Origin of the sequence: Microvirga pakistanensis (assembly GCF_004458765.1) — a bacterium.
Classification (GTDB): Bacteria; Pseudomonadota; Alphaproteobacteria; order Rhizobiales; family Beijerinckiaceae; genus Microvirga; species Microvirga pakistanensis.
The window spans coordinates 397,278-416,025 of sequence record NZ_SPJX01000184.1 but is presented as its reverse complement, the minus strand read 5'-3'; the positions used below and the strand labels follow the sequence as shown (position 1 = coordinate 416,025).

22 protein-coding genes, 1 tRNA gene and 1 pseudogene are annotated in these 18,748 nt (G+C 61.1%); 11 read left to right on the top strand and 13 right to left on the bottom strand.

Going from position 1 to position 18,748, the window contains the following annotated elements; all coding sequences use genetic code 11:
* Positions 1-8 precede the first annotated feature (8 nt).
* From E4K09_RS09755 to E4K09_RS09730, 6 genes are all read right to left on the bottom strand, one after another.
* Complete coding sequence (locus tag E4K09_RS09755) at positions 9-683, bottom strand: DUF6064 family protein (RefSeq protein WP_134496547.1); 675 nt, start codon at positions 681-683, stop codon at positions 9-11.
* Positions 683-1,612, bottom strand: coding sequence for an aldo/keto reductase (locus tag E4K09_RS09750; protein ID WP_134496546.1), 930 nt, complete (start codon positions 1,610-1,612; stop codon positions 683-685). Before E4K09_RS09750 ends, E4K09_RS09755 begins: the two co-directional genes overlap by 1 nt.
* Positions 1,613-1,689: 77 nt before the next feature.
* Entirely contained in the window at positions 1,690-2,916 is a 1,227-nt protein-coding gene (locus tag E4K09_RS09745; RefSeq protein WP_134496545.1) for a multidrug effflux MFS transporter, read from the bottom strand.
* 869 nt (positions 2,917-3,785) lie between these two features.
* Positions 3,786-4,481: an IS6 family transposase gene (locus tag E4K09_RS09740; protein ID WP_134496544.1), complete on the bottom strand. Its 696-nt coding sequence runs from the start codon at positions 4,479-4,481 to the stop codon at positions 3,786-3,788.
* Between the two features lie 3 nt (positions 4,482-4,484).
* Complete coding sequence (locus E4K09_RS09735) at positions 4,485-4,724, bottom strand: hypothetical protein (protein ID WP_134496543.1); 240 nt, start codon at positions 4,722-4,724, stop codon at positions 4,485-4,487.
* A 17-nt stretch (positions 4,725-4,741) separates the two neighbouring features.
* Positions 4,742-5,089, bottom strand: coding sequence for a DNA circularization N-terminal domain-containing protein (locus E4K09_RS09730; RefSeq protein ID WP_166802241.1), 348 nt, complete (start codon positions 5,087-5,089; stop codon positions 4,742-4,744).
* Between the two features lie 51 nt (positions 5,090-5,140).
* Here E4K09_RS09730 and E4K09_RS09725 point away from each other — a divergent pair.
* The 4 genes and pseudogenes from E4K09_RS09725 to E4K09_RS09705 form a co-directional block, all read left to right on the top strand.
* Positions 5,141-6,075, top strand: a pseudogene (locus tag E4K09_RS09725) (AAA-like domain-containing protein); the annotation flags it as partial.
* A gap of 16 nt (positions 6,076-6,091) precedes the next feature.
* Complete coding sequence (locus E4K09_RS09715) at positions 6,092-6,499, top strand: AAA-like domain-containing protein (RefSeq protein WP_134496540.1); 408 nt, start codon at positions 6,092-6,094, stop codon at positions 6,497-6,499.
* Positions 6,496-6,921, top strand: a complete 426-nt coding sequence (locus E4K09_RS30640) for an AAA-like domain-containing protein (protein WP_134496539.1) — start codon at positions 6,496-6,498, stop codon at positions 6,919-6,921. Before E4K09_RS09715 ends, E4K09_RS30640 begins: the two co-directional genes overlap by 4 nt.
* A complete protein-coding gene (locus E4K09_RS09705) occupies positions 6,896-8,716 on the top strand; it encodes a leucine-rich repeat domain-containing protein (protein ID WP_166802237.1) in 1,821 nt (606 codons plus the stop codon). The genes E4K09_RS30640 and E4K09_RS09705 overlap by 26 nt, the downstream gene beginning before the upstream one ends.
* Positions 8,717-8,782: 66 nt before the next feature.
* Here E4K09_RS09705 and E4K09_RS09700 read toward each other — a convergent pair whose 3' ends face one another.
* Positions 8,783-9,136 carry a hypothetical protein gene (locus tag E4K09_RS09700; RefSeq protein WP_134496537.1) on the bottom strand — a complete coding sequence of 118 codons (354 nt, stop codon included), beginning with the start codon at positions 9,134-9,136 and terminating at the stop codon, positions 8,783-8,785.
* A gap of 398 nt (positions 9,137-9,534) precedes the next feature.
* Here E4K09_RS09700 and E4K09_RS09695 point away from each other — a divergent pair, with 398 nt between their 5' ends.
* From E4K09_RS09695 to E4K09_RS09680, 5 genes are all read left to right on the top strand, one after another.
* Positions 9,535-9,909 carry a glycosyltransferase family 2 protein gene (locus E4K09_RS09695; protein ID WP_166802236.1) on the top strand — a complete coding sequence of 125 codons (375 nt, stop codon included), beginning with the start codon at positions 9,535-9,537 and terminating at the stop codon, positions 9,907-9,909.
* A gap of 119 nt (positions 9,910-10,028) precedes the next feature.
* Complete coding sequence (locus tag E4K09_RS09690; protein ID WP_134496535.1) at positions 10,029-10,433, top strand: HNH endonuclease; 405 nt, start codon at positions 10,029-10,031, stop codon at positions 10,431-10,433.
* 768 nt (positions 10,434-11,201) lie between these two features.
* Entirely contained in the window at positions 11,202-11,375 is a 174-nt protein-coding gene (locus E4K09_RS28970) for a hypothetical protein (protein WP_166802235.1), read from the top strand.
* 306 nt (positions 11,376-11,681) lie between these two features.
* Positions 11,682-11,918 carry a hypothetical protein gene (locus E4K09_RS09685; protein ID WP_134496534.1) on the top strand — a complete coding sequence of 79 codons (237 nt, stop codon included), beginning with the start codon at positions 11,682-11,684 and terminating at the stop codon, positions 11,916-11,918.
* A gap of 129 nt (positions 11,919-12,047) precedes the next feature.
* Positions 12,048-12,356 carry a site-specific integrase gene (locus E4K09_RS09680; RefSeq protein ID WP_134496533.1) on the top strand — a complete coding sequence of 103 codons (309 nt, stop codon included), beginning with the start codon at positions 12,048-12,050 and terminating at the stop codon, positions 12,354-12,356.
* 58 nt (positions 12,357-12,414) lie between these two features.
* On the opposite strand, the gene E4K09_RS09675 is transcribed toward E4K09_RS09680, so the two are convergent.
* Together E4K09_RS09675 and phhA are read right to left on the bottom strand one after the other, a co-directional pair.
* Positions 12,415-12,490, bottom strand: a tRNA-Lys gene (locus E4K09_RS09675).
* A gap of 98 nt (positions 12,491-12,588) precedes the next feature.
* Positions 12,589-13,446 (bottom strand): phenylalanine 4-monooxygenase, encoded by an 858-nt coding sequence (gene phhA, locus E4K09_RS09670; protein ID WP_134496532.1) that lies wholly within the window; start codon positions 13,444-13,446, stop codon positions 12,589-12,591.
* Between the two features lie 129 nt (positions 13,447-13,575).
* On the opposite strand from phhA, the gene E4K09_RS09665 reads away from it, so the two are divergent.
* Complete coding sequence (locus E4K09_RS09665; protein ID WP_166802234.1) at positions 13,576-14,046, top strand: Lrp/AsnC family transcriptional regulator; 471 nt, start codon at positions 13,576-13,578, stop codon at positions 14,044-14,046.
* Positions 14,047-14,064: 18 nt separating this feature from the next.
* Here the strand turns inward: E4K09_RS09665 and E4K09_RS09660 are convergent, their stop codons facing one another.
* Positions 14,065-14,715 carry a class I SAM-dependent methyltransferase gene (locus tag E4K09_RS09660; protein ID WP_134496530.1) on the bottom strand — a complete coding sequence of 217 codons (651 nt, stop codon included), beginning with the start codon at positions 14,713-14,715 and terminating at the stop codon, positions 14,065-14,067.
* Positions 14,716-14,806: 91 nt separating this feature from the next.
* Entirely contained in the window at positions 14,807-16,369 is a 1,563-nt protein-coding gene (locus E4K09_RS09655; protein WP_134496529.1) for a 2-isopropylmalate synthase, read from the bottom strand.
* A gap of 437 nt (positions 16,370-16,806) precedes the next feature.
* On the opposite strand from E4K09_RS09655, the gene E4K09_RS09650 reads away from it, so the two are divergent.
* Positions 16,807-17,142, top strand: coding sequence for a hypothetical protein (locus tag E4K09_RS09650; RefSeq protein ID WP_134496528.1), 336 nt, complete (start codon positions 16,807-16,809; stop codon positions 17,140-17,142).
* On the opposite strand, the gene E4K09_RS09645 is transcribed toward E4K09_RS09650, so the two are convergent.
* Together E4K09_RS09645 and E4K09_RS09640 are read right to left on the bottom strand one after the other, a co-directional pair.
* Positions 17,133-17,846, bottom strand: a complete 714-nt coding sequence (locus E4K09_RS09645; protein ID WP_134496527.1) for an NUDIX hydrolase — start codon at positions 17,844-17,846, stop codon at positions 17,133-17,135. The two genes, E4K09_RS09650 and E4K09_RS09645, sit on opposite strands and share 10 nt — an antisense overlap.
* Positions 17,843-18,748, bottom strand: a complete 906-nt coding sequence (locus tag E4K09_RS09640; RefSeq protein ID WP_134496526.1) for a PhzF family phenazine biosynthesis protein — start codon at positions 18,746-18,748, stop codon at positions 17,843-17,845. The genes E4K09_RS09645 and E4K09_RS09640 overlap by 4 nt, the downstream gene beginning before the upstream one ends.

Here is an 18,748-nt window from a genome sequence, read left to right as displayed (position 1 = left end):
CCCCTACCCTACCCCCGCGCAGCCAACATCCGATAAAGGGCCAATCCAAGGGCACCAAGGGTTGCCACAGGCATAACCCAGGCATCCGGTGAGCCCATGGTCCAAAGGGTTGCTCCGCTGAGGGCACACCAGATGAGTGGAATGATCGCGAGCGCCCACGGGAACCGCCTATCCACGGTCAGGAGAACGCCGAGCGTGGCAAGCACGGTGGGATCCGGTGTGATGCCAAAGATCTCGGCCTGCGTCCAATCGCGACCCACAAGCGGGCCAATCAGCGGCTGCACCACGAGCGCGAACAGAACCAGCACTGCTCCGGTGCGGCCGATCCAGTCCCTGCGTGGCTGAAACGAGAGGCGGCTCCGAACGACACCTGCCCAGATCAGCAGCAGCGCCTCCATGACAAAGGCGATGGCGAAGTAACGCGCCGCCCAGTTGATCGTGTCGTAATGCTCCACAAGGTAAGCCCAGGCCGTCCAAAGCCAACCGGCTGCAAGGATCATCATCACCACCGCAGCTTGCCAAGCACCAGCGCGATACAGCCACCATAGGATAAGGAAGCCGAGCAGCAGAGCGAGGATCTGTGTGGGCCAGATTGCCCGGTTGTAAATCTCGAACAGACGGTAATAGGTGCGGGCTGAGAACAGCAGGAAATCCGATGGCGTGTAGGACAACCAGTCCGCCATCAGAGGCCCTCAACGTAGGCAATCATGCGGGCCCGCATGGCGGCATCCGGCAGGCGCCCAGTGGCCGCCGCCATGTTCTCACGCACGTGATCCGCCCGAGTCGTCGCCGGAATGGCGCAGGTCACGGCCGGGTGCGACAGGATGAACTTCAGGATGAACTGCGCCCAGCTTCTCGCATCAATCTCCCGTGCCCAGGCGGGGAGAGGATGGCGCTCGAGACTGTCAAGCAAGGAGCCCTGCCGGAACGGGCGATTGATGATAACCCCGATGCCGCGCTCAGCCGCCAAGGGCAGAATACGGTCTTCGACCTCACGATCGAGGATGTTGTAGGTGACCTGGATAAAGTCGAGCGGATGCTGACGCATCACGTGCTCAAACTCGCGATGGCGACGCCCCTCCGAGGTGGTAATCCCAATATAACGCAGCTTCCCGTCTGCCTTCATGGCAACGAGGGTCTTGAGGTGCGCCTCCCAGGACAGGAGATTGTGGACCTGGAGCAGGTCAAAGCGAGGAACCCTCCACTGATGGCGTGACTGCTCGATCTGACTTGGGCCGGCTGAACCGGATGAGATCCAGACCTTGTCGGCCGAGAACAGACGGGCCGGATAACCGAGCTTTTGCAGGCCATAGCCGATCACCTCCTGCGACGAGCCGTACATGGGAGAGGAATCGATCAGGCCCCCGCCGGCGTCAAAGAACGCCCGCATGACCTCGGCACAGCTGTCCCGCGCTTCGATATCGCGCCCGACATTGAACGTAATCCAGGTGCCGAGCCCGACCAGAGGCAGCGCCTCGCCGGTCGAGGGGACAGGCCTGGTCAGAACCGGACCCGTCTGTGCGGTTGCGGTCAAGGGCCACATGATCGCGGCACTGGTCGCCGCGAAAGAACGGAGGATACTGCGACGACTGATGAGCTGTGAGTGCTGCATCGAACGTTCTCCGGCCTGTCCCCTGTGGTTGCTTCACCCGTTCTTCTTGTGGGTCTTGGAGGCTGTGCCAAGCTCTCTCATAGCTTGGATGCCCGACTTGCTCTGCGCCAATCCGCCACCAGTCCGAACGAGGCAAGTGCAAACAGCGCACAGACTGCCATGATCGTGATCAGCGGCCAAACGGTGGCGCCCAGGGTCGCACCCACAACCGGAGCAACAAGCGCACCGAACCCGATCTGGATGCTGCCCGACAGGCCGGCCGCCGCGCCCGCAACCTCTGGCTTCACGCTGACCGCACCGGCGATGCCGCTCGGCAGAACCAGTCCATTCCCCAGGCCAATGAAGAACATCGGCGCGAACAGAGCCGCCGGGTGCAGGCTCCCCATGGCAAATGGGACTGCCATGCCGGCGACACTGGCCAGGGTCACGAGCGTGCCGGCCAAGATCATCCGGTTCGGTCCCAACCTGCCGGCGAACCGGCCGGAGGCGAAGTTGCCCAGGATGTAACCACTCGGCACGATGGCGAAATAGAAGCCGTATTCTGCCGGGCTGCGGCCCATCAGCTCGATCATCACGTAGGGCGCGCCTGCGACAAAAGCGAAGAACACGGCCGAGACGAAACTGGCCGCCAGCGTGTAGCCCCAGAACAGGCGTGAGCCGAAAAGGCTCAGGTAGCTGCGGATGAGATGCCGGGGGGAGCCTCCGGCACTGCGGTTGTGGTTGGTCTCGTGCAGCTGCCAGGAGGCGACGAGCAGGACCAGACCGCCAAACAGCATCAGGAACATGAAGGACGCACGCCATCCATAGAGTGTTTCGAGGACGCCGCCGATGGTCGGTGCGATCATGGGCGCGACTGCCATGCCCATGGTGACATAGCCGATCATGCTGGCCACCTGATTGCGCCCGTAAAGGTCGCGGACAATGGCACGGCTCAGCGTGATCCCGGCGCAGCCGCCGATGGCCTGCACGACGCGCCCGAGGATCAGGAGCCCGATATTCTGCGCTGTCAGGCAGACGAATGAGCCGATCACGAAGATGAAGAGCCCGATCAGGAGCATGGGCCGGCGGCCGAAGCGGTCGGAGAGCGAACCGATGATCAGCTGTCCGATCGCCATCGCCGCGAGATAGAGCGAGAGGGTCAGCTGAATGGTGGCGAAGTCGACCCTAAACGCCCGTGCCATGGCCGGCATGGAGGGCAGGTACATGTTGATGCCGAGCGGGCTCACGGCTGAGGCGGCAATGAGCAGAGCAATGAAGGAAGGCTTGGCGGCAGGCTGAGCCGCTGCGGCTCTGGTGTGGGTCATGGCGTCCGATTGTCCAAAGCGACGGCGGGGAACGATCTGAAACACAAAGCCGTCTTGAGGCCTCTCTGTAGCACGAGCTCTGACACAACTGCGACACGGGGATGCGGGCGGGAGCAGCGACTGCAAAAAGCCCCTGCTCTGATCGAAATGATCAGGCGGAGTGAGGTGCTGCCATAATGGTGTGAATGCCCACTTGTGCCCGGGGCCTGCTCTCCCCGGCCTCAATCACTGATGAGCAACAATCTTCCCCAGATCCATCAGGAGCTGTATAAAGCTACGCTCATGCCAAAGTGGATAAGTTATCTGCGCGGTTCAGAATATGGCGCTGCACGCGTACTGAAATAAGCGTTTTCTACGTTCTGCCATGAGGTTGCACCTATTCCCCCATGATCACTCTCACAAAGTGCCCTCCCCGGCACCTCATGGAAGGCTGATTAGAGACCACCAGCAGCGGGTTGATCGGTAGAAGGATTCCAGAAGCCCTATTCTAAGCCATTTGATCCGACCCTAGGAAAGCCTTCCCTGCCCGGCTGGTTAACACAATGGCTTGAGAGACGTCTGCAAACGATCGGTTGCTCATAGACGGCAGCTGTGTTCGCCAGCCCTTCAAGCACGATCGTGTCTAGTTAGAGGAGCCCATAGGGCCGTTGTTGAACTGGACAGTCGAACATATCGCCCTGCAATGACAAGGGTCAGGGAGCCACTTCTCCTATGTCTGGGTGAGTAGATTTCATGTGAGGAATATCAAAACGTAGCGACGAATGGAGGTGGTGCGATTGCATTGTCCAGTAGACGTGGATCGAGCGCCCCCGCTTCGGCATTGTCACGGGAACTGGAGCGGAGCAGCAGGAGGCTTGCACATTGGCCTTTCAAGCGGCAGCGGTCGCGATCTGCCATTGGTTCGCGGTCTCGGCTCGAAAGAGGTGCAGAGTGCGGCGGGAGATGAGATGGCGCTGGAGGTAGAAGGCGTTGTAAGCGGCGCAATGGAGAGACAGGAAGCGTTGAGCTGATTCAGCCGACTTGAAGCCTTGCATCTTCCACTCTCGTCGGCGCACCACTTGATGTGAGCTCTCAGCCCGGTTGTTCTTGCGCAGGCCTCGCTCATGGTGAGCTGAGAGACCCAGCTCTCTCTGCGCGGCGCCATAGGATCCTGGTTTGTCGGTCACAAGCACGATCGGAGCATAGCCCTGCTTCTTCAGCAGCTTGCGGATAAGTTTCAGGGCGGCTGCCTTGTCTCGCCTCGGTTGCACGAGGACCTCGAGAATTTCGCCCTCGCTGTCGACGGCTCGCCCCAGGTACATCCGATTGCCCTGGATCGAGACCACCCGCTCATCCAAGTGCCTGATGTCTGTCGAACGAGGCCGCAGCCGACGCAGGTTGCGGGCGAAGGCAGGGCCGACCTTGAGGACCCACCGCCGGACTGTCTCGTAGGACACCTCCAGCCCACGTTCGGCCAGCAACGCCTCGACATCGCGATAGCTGAGCGTGAACCGGAGATAGTGCCAGACGGCCTGCCGGATGATCTCTCGCGGGAACTGATGACGGGCATAGGAGATGGGCCGTATCCCCTACCCTACTGCATATCGCTCCGAGCCGTCAGCCGCTCCCGTGACAATGCCAGAGACGACGTTGCGGAACTCGTCCACGGCCGCCGCCGTCACGTGGTCGGGCTGGCGCTGCACCTTGATCGCGCCGGAGGCCCTGGTGGAGACCGCCGAGGACAGAGCATCGACGGCCAGAAAGGCGAGATTGGCCAGCGACAGCACCGAGGAGAGCGCCGAGGACGCGCCTTCGCGGACGAAGCGCATATTGAAGGCGATTAAGTTCAGGCGGTCCTTCGACCAATCGCGCTTGAAGGTGGCGCAGCAGGCCATGAGGGGCCGTAGGTCGGCAGCACCAGCAGGCCGGGTCCGCGGCTCGCGAGCTGAGCCACGAGGCCGGAGGCCTCGGGCGACGAGAGATCGCCGACCAAGTAGGCGGTGACATCGTATTGCCGGTCGGCTTCACCGAGGTCCTCGATGAAGGGATCGTTACGCATGGGAAACTCGTGGATTGGGAGCCTGCGCCTGCCCTCCTCTCCGTCCTGCTCGACCCAGAACGGAATGCCCTTGAAGCTCGGGACGACGCGACGCTGGCTCAGCACTTGCGTGAAGCTCTGACCGATGCCGGGCATGAGGTGTTCATCGACACAGGAATACCGGTCGGAACACGCTGATCGGCAGAGATCAAGAAGCAGATCGAATGGTGCGATGCCTTGATCGTTCTGCTGTCCGAGGACGCAGCACAAAGCGAGATGGTACAAGCTGAGGTACGGCTCGCGCACCATCGCCAGAGCGAAGACGGCAAACCGCTCATTCTCCCCATTCGCATCCGGTACCAGGGCCCGCTCGATTACGAGTTGGGCGCTTACCTTGATCCGTTGCAATACGAGCTCTGGTGCGCACCCAGCGACAATGAACGAGTAAGGACGACGATCCTAAAAGCCATCGGCAATGGTAGCCTTAAGCCAGGGCCTCCTTGCGATGACCATCCCGCTGCTGCGGAGGTGCCTGATTTGGCCCGCCCGCGCCCGACCGCTTTCATTAGTCCCAGCGGCACGATGCGGGCCGACGACCCCTTCTATGTGAGGCGAGCCCCTGACGACGTCATAGACCGCTTGCATGGCTCCGAGGGCGAGACACTCGTCATCAAAGGGGCCCGTCAAATGGGGAAGTCGAGCCTCCTCGTCCGCCATTTGACTGAACCAGACGGTAAACCGCGCAAGCACGTCTTCGTCGACTTTCAAGGCTTCTCCGAATCGCAGCTCGCAGAGTACTCGGTTTTCCTGAAGCGCTTCACGACGCTTCTCCTGCAGCGGCTTCGTCTCTCGAGCGAGGGCATACCCACGCTCGAGTCCGGCGCTGACATTACTGATCTTGTCGAGATGCGCATCCTCACGGAATTGGATGAACCCTTGATTTTTGCCCTCGATGAAACGGATCGCCTTCTTGGTCGAACCTGGCAGAACGATTTCTTCGGCATGCTTCGGGAGTGGATAACCGGCGGTGGCAGGCAGATTGGCGCAAGGTGGGGCTCGCTCTCGTCATCTCAACTGAACCCTATCTCCTCGTAAACCGCGAGTTTCAGTCGCCCTTCAACGTCGGAGAGACCATCAGCATCGGCTCGTTCGATCTCGATGACACTGCTGACCTCAACCGCCGCTACGGTGCGCCCCTGTCGGGGGCCCCAAACCCGCGAGCTTTACGAGCTCGTGCATGGGCAGCCCTATCTCACCCGGGTGGCCCTTTACCGTCTCGCCACGACACCTGGCCTCACGTTCCGCAAGTTCTTGGACTCCAGCGCCGACGATGACGGACCGTTCTCCGATCATCTGAAGGCCCTGCTAGTTCGTCTCGGATCGGCCGGGCTGGAGCTGGCCATGCGCGAGGTGATCCGCCGCGGCCGCGATCCCGGCGAGAGCAGCGATACCTATTACCGTCTCAAGGGAGCCGGTCTCGTCACCCGCGAAGACGACCGCATCGTGCCGGCCAATCTCCTCTATGCACGCTTCTTCAAGCGGATGCTGGCAGGCCCGCAGCTATGAGCGTCGCGCCAACGAGCTTGCGCCTCCAAGTTGGTGGAACGCTAGTCCCAAGCCGCGATCTCTACATCTCACGTCCAGAAGACGAGGAGCTTTATACGCTCCTCAGATCTGGTGAGTACGTCAACATTCTTTCCTCCCGCCAAGTCGGGAAGTCATCCCTGATGCTGCGGGCGGAACTCAGGCTCGCTGACGAAGGCTGGTCTTTCGCTGTTGTCGACCTGACCAAGCTTGGTATTGCAACATCAGCCGAGGTCTACTTCAAAGGACTTATCCGCGCGATTACGCGCGAAATGAAATTGGAATTAGATATTGAGGCTTTCTGGCGCGCACACCCGGATGAGACAACAAGTCAGCGATCCATCAGTTTTTTTTCGCGATGTCGTGCTCGAGCGGTCGGTGCAACATGTCGCAATCTTTCTTGATGAGATCGACAGTACACTGAAGTTCCCCTGGACGGATGATCTCTTCACAAGCCTGCGCTCGATGTACAATGAGCGGGCGCTCGTTCCAGCCTATCAACGCCTCGTCTTCTGTCTCGTCGGCGTCGCTACGCCGAACGAGTTAATTAAGGACCGGCGCACAACGCCTTACAACATAGGTCAGACGCTCTGGCTCGGCGATCTGGACGAAACACGCGACGACCTCTCACCCTTCAGAGGTGTGATCAACCAGGATCCGGATATCGCTCAGATTCTCCTCGCGCGTGTTCTCTATTGGACCAACGGCCATCCCTATCTCACAGCTCGATTGTGCAAGGACCTGAGCAATGAGAAGGCCACATCGCCGAATGCCGTCGATCATATTGTCGAACATGTTTATTCAAAACTCGACCGCCTGGGCCAGGATCCGCACATTGAGCAGATCCTGCGTTTCGTGGCGGAGCGCTTCACCGGTAGCGCGGCTCCGCTGCAGGTCTATGAGCGTATTCTTTCGGGTGGCTTTGCGAAAGATCAGGCAACCCTCACCCACACTGAGCTTAAACTGTCCGGACTGGTTAAGCGTAATACAGACGGGAGGCTTGTTGTCCGCAACCGGATTTACGCGCGACTATTCGACAGCACTTGGGTGACAGCCACGGAGCCCATGCGGCGGATGCGCCGTAATCGACTGGCTTCCGCAGCGGCGATCTTGCTCCTAGGCGCTGGGCTTGCCGGCGGTATCGTTTATCAACGGGCTTATGTTACGCCGCAGCTTACAGAGTTAGCCGCGCGGCAGACGTTGGGACGATTGGGCGTTCTCATCAGCGCTCAAGAAGGGCTGACGACCTTCGACTTCCCTGGACACCGAGAGGTCCACGCCGCCGACATAAACAATGCAACTTTCAAGGAGGCATCGGCAGCTATTTCGACGCTTAGCTCGACTGACGCGCAGGCGATTGGGATTGTTATCAATCTAGAGGGTACGGCAGTCACTGACCTAACACCCGTTCAGGGACTGACAAGACTGCAAGGCCTTCTCCTCGATGGGGCGAAAGTCACCAATCTCACGCCACTTCAGGACCTCGCCGATCTGAAGTTAATTTCACTCAACGACACGTTGGTCACAGACCTCACGCCGCTTCGGAAGCTAACAGGCCTGACAAACCTTTCACTCGATAGAACGAGAGTCACAGACTTCATCCCTCTTCAAGGCATGACAGGTCTACGAAACCTTTCACTCGTCGATACGGCGTTTACAAACGATGACCTCCGGCTGCTTCAGGGCCTCACAAACCTGGAAAGCCTTTCACTCAAGGGGACGGCCATCACAGACCTCACGCCACTTCAGAGTCTCACCAACTTGAAAGGTCTGTCACTCAACTCCACAATGGTTACCAATATCACACCACTTAAGGGCCTCACAGGTCTACTGCGACTTACAATCAGTGACGCTAGCGTCACCGATATTACGCCACTTCAACACCTGACAGATCTCCGTTACTTGTCCCTTGTTCGTACAGGCGTTACCGACCTTACGCCGCTTCAGGGCCTCAAACAGTTGTCATTTCTTTTTCTCTCCGAGACAATGGTGACAGATCTCACGCCGCTTCAGGCCGCGGAGAACTTGAAATATCTTTTCCTAAGAGGAACAAAGGTTACAGATTTGTCTCCCCTGCTGAGCCTTCCTAACCTACAGTTCGTTAGTGTTAGCGACCGGGCGTTAGAGCGCACTCCTGCCGGCATAGAACTCGAGCAGCGAGGAATACTCTCATCGTCCGGTATATGGAACCTCCGGTGATAGATGCGTCCTTTAGCGGCATTTCTGTTACGCTATTGTCGATACGGGCAGTTATGAGGTGCAGCCTCAGGAACTGCCCACCTCTGGTATTGACTGGCCGGTATCAAGGCCACCAACGCCGCCACCCGCTTGAGCTCGGATGGGACCGATCTCCTGCCTCACCATCGATCGCACTTGTGCCCGCAGAAGATTGTTGTCAAGCGAGATCTCGACCATGTTGTGGATCTTCGCCTCGCCTCCGAGCTTGCCAATATAGCCGCCTGCCAGGCCGGCTCGGTCCTCAAGAGCGAGCTGGGACGGCTCCAGCGAGATCCGCCGCGCCTTGAAGATCTTGACGAGGCCCTCATACGTCCCGCAAGTCGCCAGCACTTGCGGGCTCTCCGGCTGTGGCGCGATCGGCACCGTCTCCCTCTTCCTCATCGTTGCCTCCTGTTGGTTGCCCCATGGCCTGACGCCGGTCTGCTGCGGCGTTCACAAGGTCCTCGTATTTCCTATCCATCGCCATCTCAGCGATCTTGGCACGCAGCTCGAGGCTCATCGGAAGCCCGTCATGCACACCGGTAAGCGTGAGCTGCCGCTTGACCAGCCGCTGGCTGGCATCCACGAGCTCCTGCTTCGCTGAATTCACATCTCGCCGGGGTCCTCGGGGAAGCTTTTGAATTCCTGTCTTTAGCTGACATCCACCTAGGTTCCGTGGAGTGTCAGGAGGAGACAATCCGCAGATCGAAGCGCATCGCAGGAACATCGGCAGTTCTGTCAAGCCCTCCTCGCTCGATCTGATCTCCACCCCTCAAGCAGGTTTTGGTGGAGTTGTCTCAGTGCCCCCACCGTCCCTTGAACGCGACCAGCCGCTCGTCTCCATCATCCTGCCCAGTTATCTCGGCACGCCCGCTCAGGCCGAGTTGCTCCATCAGACCCTGAGAACGATCTCCGCCCAGAGATGCACGGATCGTGAGGTCATCCTAGTCGACGACGGCTCACCAGTGTCTGTCGGGCCGGTGGCTGCGTCCTACCCACGAACCACAGTCGTGCGGCATTGTCCTGCCGCACCGGCGGTTGCCCGCAACACCGGGATTACCCAGAGCTGGGGGCGCTATCTGGTCTTCCTTGATGCAGACGGTCTCCTGCTCCCTGTGCGCTTAGGGCCGGGCTCGATGCCCTGGAGAAGCATCCTGACGCCGGTTTTGCGGTAGGTCCTCGCGAGGAGATGACGTTCGAGGGCGAGCCGGTACCATGGCGCGTATCCCGCCGCCGCCACAGGCCGACATCTATCTGCCCCTTCTGTCCTTTGACTAGTACAGAGGGGCGTGCAATGACCGAAGACGTCGGCACCATTCCCCGTAAGCCCCTGACGCCTACCCAGCGCCTGAAGCTGTTCGAGGCCTTCCAGGGCCGCTGCGTCCTCTGCGATCGGAAGATTGAGGCTGGCGAGCCGTGGATCGATGAGCACCTTCGCGCCCTCGGTCTTGGCGGATCGAACGAAGCCGAGAACCGCGGCCCCGCGCACAAGGCCTGCGCTGATGCGAAGACCCACGGCAGGGACGGCGACCTGGCCCGGATCGCCACGACCAAGCGCGTGAAGATGCGCAACTTGGGCATCCAGCACCGCAAAGGCCCGCCGATCCCTGGCAGCGAGGACTCTCCGTGGAAGCGGAAGATGGATGGCACTTTCGTCCGGAGGTCCAAACGAATGCGCGTATCAGGATCCTGCGCCTGACCGATCCGTCTCTGCTTGATCAGCAACCCTGTGCACGGCGCTCAAGGGCCACAAGGCTCGCGGGAGCGCGCGACCGCCGTTCCCCTCTCGGCGAGATCAGCATCTGCCATGCTGGAAGTAGGATCGAGGCTGAGAAGGATACCGCCACAATCAGAAGCAGAACTAACGTCATCGCAATACTCATACTGAAACCGGCGGCCGCAAATCTCCGCACCTCGAGTATGGTGAATGATCATAGTTACCGGAGTGTTAGTGGCGACCTCTCGCTTGCTGGAAGACGGCAAAGAAAAGGGCCGCTGGATCAGCGGCCCCAAGGTCGGAAATCGAAACTTCCAGAGGGAACAGCACAGGGGGAGGAGATCCTGTGCTTCCGTTCAGATGGTAGCTCGAACTGCGGCTTGGCACCCAACCAATGGCCCAACTGCCATGCACCTGGCGCAGTCGTCTCAGTCTTGAAAGTGCTTCGATGCGTTCCAACGCCGCCTACCGGGCCAGAACAAAAAGAAAGGCCGCAACCACACCGCGGCCTGAGGTCCAATGCTCTCGATGGAACCAGCCCAGTCTGCCCGCACTGGCCGGCGCAAGTGAGTTTGCCCGGACATGGTTAATCGATGGTTAATTCCCTCTTCAAGCAGACCCGGTGAAAAGCGGACCATGAGCGACCGAGTACAAGCGAGCACCGCGAGACGTAGCCCATTGTAAGGCAGGATCGCGCTCGAACGCCGCAAAACTAATCCGCTTACTGCTACGCTCATGGAGCACTGAGGGATGGGCCGACCCGTTTCATACCCGGCTGGGGCATGGCCCCTGGAGATGAGAGCCGAGACGGCCGCCGCCTTCTGTGACGAGCCGAGCGTCGAGGCGTTCCTGAAGAAGGTAAGCCGGGGTGTGTACTGCCAGCCCGAAGTGAGCGCGGCAGCCTGCCAAAATGGCACCGCCTGAAGCTGGAAGAGACCATCGCCCGCCGCCATGGGCTGCGGCAGGATGGATCAGAAATTGTTGAGAACGCGGAAGACCTGATCTGATGAAACGCCGCAAGCCTGCTGGATGGCCGAAGTATATGGTTGCTCGACGCCTCGCCGCCGGCGGGACCGGCTACTACTGGGCAGCGCCGACCTGGGCCAAGAAGGCCGGGTGCACCATGGCCAGTGAGGCTCTTGGCACAGACTACAGACCCGGGAGCGCACACGGACGGCTATAGGCGCCATGGTGGTCTGCCGTCGTGCCTGGTTTGTCGCGAGGCGGTCCATGCCGACCATCATGCCAGTGGACAATCCGTTCTCGAAGATGGGCCTGAAGTACAAGGCCAAATCAACGAAGCCGGTCAACTACGAAAGCCTGATGCGGTTCGTGAAGGTCTGCGATGAGGCGGGCGACCACTCAATAGGCACAGCCGCGATGATCGCATTTCGCTGCAACGTGAGATCGGCATCCTTAGCCGATTTAGCTGGGCGCATTACCGCCCTGCGGAAGCGCGTGATATGACCTGGATCTGCCACCACAAGACGGGCGAGTTGGTCGATCTGCCGCTGTATGATGAGGACGGCACAGCCTTGTCGCCGGAGCTTATGGAACGGCTGGACGGCATGGAGCGCCGGGGGGACACTCGTTGTCATGCGGGATCGCCCTGACAGGCCGCGCAAGGTCTACCTGCCGTGGAAAGAAGACTATTTCCGACACATCGTGGCCGACTATCGGAAGGCGGCGGGGCTCGATCCTGACGAGAAATTCATGGGCCTTCGCCACGGCGGCAACACGGAGGGCGCAGATGCGGAACTGACCGATGCTCAGCTTCGCGCACTGAGTGGCCACAAGGCCGCTGACATGACGGTTTTATACGCCAAGAAGACCATTCAACAGCGACGCGCTGGCGCACGCAAAAGGCCGGAAGCTCGAACAAATAGGGGAGATTTGTCGAAATGAGCCGATGACGGATTGTCGAAACGACAACCCTCATATTAGGCTAAATCTTTGAAGAGATTGGTGGGTGTGCAAGGATTCGAACCTTGGACCCGCTGATTAAGAGTCAGCTGCTCTACCAACTGAGCTACACACCCGTCGCCGAAGCGAATTCAGCGGAGCGTTTCCGCTGAAGAGGCCGTGCGTGTAACAAACCGTACGGCCTCTGTCTAGCCCATTCGGGGAGGTTTTTTCGTCAAGCTGCGGATTTCGATTTCGCCCGGTGATAGCTGCCGTCACCCTGTGTCAGAAGGCGATCTTCGGGCTGGACATGCCCGGGCTCGATCTCCTCCCGTCCGGCCAAGTCCTTCCACAATGGAATCAACAGGTCGAGGTCGAGGCTCGGCCAGGATTCGATCCCGTCGAGCACGAAATAGGTCTCCTGGTAATCGTCGATCCGATAAAGGGTGCGCATGACACGGCCAAGGTCGAACGCGACCCGGTTGGGCGATGGGCTCTCGAGCGAGAAGATCGTCTCGCCGGGCGACGAGGCGATGCCAGCGCCAACGATCCGCAGTCCCTGCGGTGTCTGCGCGAGCCCAAACTCCACCGTGTACCAGTAGAGCCGCGCCAGGTACTTCATAGCCCCATGCTCGGCGGCGGCCAGCCCAGCCTTGCCGTAGGATTCGAGATAATCCGCATAGACCGGCTGCATGATCAGCGGCACATGGCCGAACACGTCGTGGAAGATGTCCGGCTCCTCGATGTAATCGAGTTGCTCGGGCTTGCGGATCCAGAAGCCGGCCGGAAACTGGCGGTTCGCCAGCATGCGGAAGAAGGCAAGATCCGGGATGAGCCCCGGCACCGCCACGACCTCCCAGCCCGTGGCCGCCTTGAGATGCTGATTCATGACCCGGAACTCCGGGATCCCTTCTTCGCCGATTCCGAGGCGGTCGAGGCCCTCCAGGAACTGGTCGGCGATGCGGCCCTTCAGGATTTCCCGTTGGCGCTTGGCCAGAATCCTCCAGGTGGAATGGTCGGTCTCGGTGTAGCTCTCGAAACCCTGATCGCGCATGTAGTCGCGTGGGTCGTCGCTGCCGGTCGCGGTATTCATGGCGTTTCCTCCATCTTTGTTCTGATGCCAGAATAACACCCGTCACAGGTCATTATTCGCCGGATCGGTCCTGGAAAAGCCTATACGGGGTCATAAAATGACCCTATGGCCTCAATCCACGAGATTTCGATGAAACGCCACCTCTCTCCCTCCGATCGCCGGATCCTGCGCGCCATCCAGGGAGACGGCCGCATCCCCAATTCCACCTTGGCCGAGAAGGTCGGCCTTGCCGCCTCTCCCTGCCTGAGGCGCCTGAAAGCGCTGGAGGAGGACGGGGTCATCGAGGGCTACCGGGCGCTCGTGAACCGTAAGGCTCTCGGGTTCGAAGTGGAGGCCTTCGTGTTCATCAAGCTCGAGCAATCGGAACCGGGCTGGCGTACGCGCCTCGTCGACCGGCTCAAAGGCTATGAAGAGGTGATTGCTTGCCATGCGCTCGCCGGCGAGGTGGACATCATCGTCCATGCGGTGGCGCGGGATATCGAGAGCTTCGGCGAGTTCACCATGAACCGCCTGCTCACCCTGCCCGGCGTCGCGGATGTGCGCTCAAGCTTCGTGCTCTCGACCATCAAGCCGCCGAGCCCGGTTCCAGTCCTGGATTGAGATGTCAGGCTTCGAGGCCTAATGAACGATTGATCCTGCCGGTCGCTGGAGGGCCACGTCATAGAGCCCATGCGGTTCGTAGGCCAGCCACACGAATGGCCACTTCCGGGCGATGGCAAATTCTACTACGGCCCTGTGAACTCCGTACCGACCTAGGAATGGGTCCACGTGAGCAAAGTCGTTGAAGATCAGAAATCCGCCTGGCCGGACCTTTGCAGCGGCGGCATTGGCGTCTCTCTTCACACCTTCATAGGAATGATCTGCGTCGATGTAGATCCAGTCAAAGCTGTCATCGGCGAAGGAGTTGAGCACTTCATGCGAATATCCTTGGCGAATGGAAACCCGAGGATCGCGTCGAAGCTCCGGGCTCAAGGCACCGAAGTCGAGATCGACCAGATGAAACTCTGATGGATCGGTAACGGACAGAATGTGTTGAGAAAAACGGCCGTGCTCCACGCCGATCTCAGCCACCCGCGCCTTGCGAGGCAGATGTTTAAGCAGTTCATAGCGAGATGCGCAGACACGGCATTCCGTCAACAATTCCGGAGGGAGCCTATGTGATGCTTGAGCAGGCGCAGCCATCGCGTGCCTTGCCAGCCTTACCCAGCGTTTAGCGAAACTAGGGATACGCTTGCGGAACTTTAGCCCTAAAGATTTCCAGACTTTCACGTTACGCACCCTGATTTCTCTGCCGGCCTGAAAGGCTTGCCTTAAAACATGACAGCATGCAGGTCGACAGAGATCTTTGACCTCTGGCCAGTTACTCCGCCGCGTGCTGGGCGTGGAGGCTCGCGCCCCGGCTCAGGAGCTTGTTAAGGGCACCGAGATAGGCCTGCGCGGAAGCCACGAGCGTGTCCGGATCGGCGGCGCGCGACGTCACACTGCGGCCGTCGGCCGAGAGGCGGACCGACACCTCGGCCTGCGCATCGGTGCCCTCGGTCACCGCGTGCACCTGATAGAGCTCCAGCTCGGCCTCGTGCGGCACCAGCGCCTTGATGGCGTTGAAGGTGGCGTCCACCGGACCGTTGCCCTCCTGCTCCTCGATGATGGTGTTGCCATCGACCTGCAGGCGCATTGTGGCGCGCTGCGGGCCGCGCGTGCCGGCCACGATGGAGAGCGAGACCAGCTTGATCCGGTCGTGGGCGGTGGCGATGTTCTGGTCCACCAGCGCTTCGATATCCTCGTCATAGACGTGCTTCTTGCGGTCCGCGAGATCCTTGAAGCGCTCGAAGGCATCCTGGAACTGATTGTCGGACAGTTCATAGCCCAGCTCTTCCAGTTTGTTGCGGAAGGCCGCGCGGCCCGAATGCTTGCCCATCACCAGCGACGTCTTGGTCACGCCGACGCTCTCGGGCGTCATGATTTCGTAGGTCTGCGCATTCTTCAGCATGCCGTCCTGGTGAATGCCGCTCTCGTGGGCGAACGCGTTCCGGCCGACGATGGCCTTGTTGTATTGCACCGGGAACGAGGTCGCGGCGGAAGCGAGCTTCGAGGCGCGCGTCAGCATCGTCGCCTCGATGCCGGTCTCGTAGGGCAGCACGTCGCCGCGGGTCTTGATCGCCATCACGATCTCCTCCAGCGCCGCATTGCCCGCACGCTCGCCGATCCCGTTGATGGTGCACTCGATCTGGCGCGCCCCGCCCTCCAGGGCTGCGAGCGAGTTCGCGACGGCCAGCCCCAGGTCGTTGTGGCAATGGGCGGAGAAAATCGCCTTGTCGGCATTCGATACCCGCTCGCGCACGGCGCGGAACATGGAGCGGTATTCGTCCGGAGTCGCATAACCCACCGTATCCGGGAGGTTGATGGTGGTGGCCCCTGCCCTGATCGCAGCCTCCACGCAGCGGCAGAGATAGTCGATGGGCGTGCGCGTGGCATCCATGGCCGACCACTCGACGTCCTCGACGAGGTTGCGCGCCTGGGTCACCGTTGCGGTGATGATCTCCAGCACCTGCTCCTCTGACTTGCGCATCTGATGCTGCAGGTGGATCGGCGAGGTGGAGACGAAGGTATGGATCCGTGGCCTCTTGGCGTGGCGCACGGCTTCGCCGGCGCGGGCGATATCGGCCGGAATGGCACGCGCAAGGCCGGCGACGGTTGCAGTCTTCACCTGTTCGGCGATCAGGGACACCGCCTCGAAGTCACCGTTGGAGGCAATCGGGAAGCCCGCTTCGATGATGTCCACGCCCATGGCGTCGAGCAGGGCTGCGACCTCGAGCTTCTCTTCGAGCGTCATGGTCGCGCCGGGGCATTGCTCGCCGTCGCGCAGGGTGGTGTCGAAGATCAATACGCGGTCCTTGGCGGAGCCCGTGGTGGAAGCGGTCATCGTGTCGGTCCTTCTCGGAGAGAGCGCTGTCGAAGGTCTCAAGGCCATGCGCTCGGGGTTGTTCTCGGTCTTTCCAGAACCCCTGAGAGCCCAGGCACCAGCGCCCAGCCGACCCTCAGGGGCAGCTAAGGAGAAGGAGGCTGAGGAGGAGCGCGCGGCCAGCCGCCGGGGCGACGCCGTTCATTTCTGCGCTGTGGGAGCCGATTGCCATCGCTGCCCATTCCTCCAAAGACCGCGGCACTGCCGCGAACACCTGATCCGTTTGTAATGGCAGAGAATTGGAATGGCAAGCGGTTGAAACAAACGAAAAGCCAAGGCTCGCCGTAAGGATTAGAAATGTCCGTATTTTCCACCTCTGGACAGGTCGCGGAACGCCCTAGATCACAGCAAGCTCGGCCATTACTTAGGCCATCCTGCCCGAACCTGAGGTGACCTCAATGAACAACGCGATCCGCCGCCTGTGGCTCACCGGCTTCATGGCGCTTCCGCTCGCCGCCTGCAACCAGACGGCCTCGGGTCCCGCCCAAGCACCCGCCAGCGCAAGCGTGACTCCTGCCGGCTTCCGCATGCCGGAAGGCTCCGGCTGCCAGGGAGAGATCGCCCGCTACCGGGCCGTGATGAGCAACGACCTCGCCATGGGGCACGTGAATCAGACCGTGTACAGCCGCGTCGACAGGGAGATCGGAGAGGCCGAGGCCGCCTGCGCGGCAGGGCGCGATGCGGAAGCCCAGCGGATGATCCGCGCCACGAAGACCCGTCACGGCTATGTTTGAGTGAAAACCCACTCGAAAAAGGATTGCTGGAACAGGGGCATCGCCTCGCGGTCGATGTCGTGCGTGCTGCGAACGATCCGCACGTCCTGCAATTCGGGCTCGGGTTCCTTGGCGATGTTGGCGCGGATCAAGGCCGCGCCCTCCTCTGCGGTCATCGGCAGGGTGACCATCCGCAGGAGCGCAACCGTCGGCCAGCGGCGGATGATGATCCACTCGTCATCGACGCGATAATCGGCATCCTGAAGCCCCGTCTCCTCGGTCAGCTCGCGGGTCAGGCTCGTTGCGAGATCGACGGCGCCGTCGGGCCTGAGATCGGACAGGTCGGGCGTGCCGCCCGCGAAATAGATACGGCCCGCATTGGCCGTGTGGGCGCTCATCACGCCGCAGATGAAGGCCCCGTCCGATCCGCGCAGGGCCCCCATGGCAAAGCCGTTGGCGACGCTCTCGTCGGGATAGCCGTTGTCGATCCAGGCGACGAGATTGGCGTAATCCGTCGCGAAATACGTGTTGCGGCACAGGTCGTGTTCGAATTCCAGCCTGCTCAGCAGCAGGACCCGCCCGTTGAACATCTTCGGCGTCTCTGCCGTGCGCCGCTTCCAGTTCGCCTCCACGAGGCTGCGGTTCTGCTCCGCCCAGGCCCATTCCATGGGGGCGCATCGCGCCTCGACGCGCGCGACGCGCCTGATCTGAACATCCGGCGTCACGTGATGATCTCGCCGCGGCTCACCATCACGGCGGAGCCTCCGATCTCGGCGGCCACCAGCTCGCCGTTCTTGATCGTCATCTGAAGGGCGATCTCGCTCGCGCGGCCCATCTCGACGCCCTGCTCGATGAGGATGTTGTGCTCGCCCTCGCCCAGCGGCTCGCATTGCATGAGCGCGCCCGCGAACGCCGCCGCCGCGGAGCCGGTGGCGGGGTCTTCGACGATGCCCATGCCCGGACCGAACATCCTGGCGCGGAAGCGCAATCCGTCGGCCTGCGGCACCCGCGCATAGACATAGGCCGAGGGATGGTCGCTGTCGGCGAAGGCCTTGTCGAACGCGTCCGCCTTCGGCCAGGCGCGGGCCAGGGCATCGAGAGACGCGACGGGCACGAGATCGTAAGCCACGCCCGCCGAATGGCGGCTCGGCACATGACGGCCGAAGCCGATATCCGTCGGGTCAAGGCCGAGCGCCCAGGCGCAGGCTGTGCTGTCCTTGCCCTCGCCCCAGGCGAAGGGCAGGCGCGGCAAGCGGAAGCGCGCTTGGCCACTCACATTGTCCTTCACGTCCACCGCGCAGGGAACGATGCCGACCTGCTCCTTCAGGCCGAAGGCCACGGCGCCGGGCCGGCCGTTCTGATCCAGCAGCGCCAGCAGCACCGCCGTTCCCACGGTCGGATGCCCGGCGAAGGGCAGTTCCCGCGCCGGCGTGAAGATGCGGATGTCGGCGCGCTGATGCGGGTCGGCAGGAGAAAACACGAAGACCGTCTCGGAGAGGTTGAACTCCTTCGCGATCGTCCGCATGCGACCGTCGTCGAGCCCTTCGGCATCCAGCACGACGGCCAGGGGATTACCGGTGAAGCGCTCCGACGTGAAGACATCGAGGGTGACGAAACGGCGAGCCAT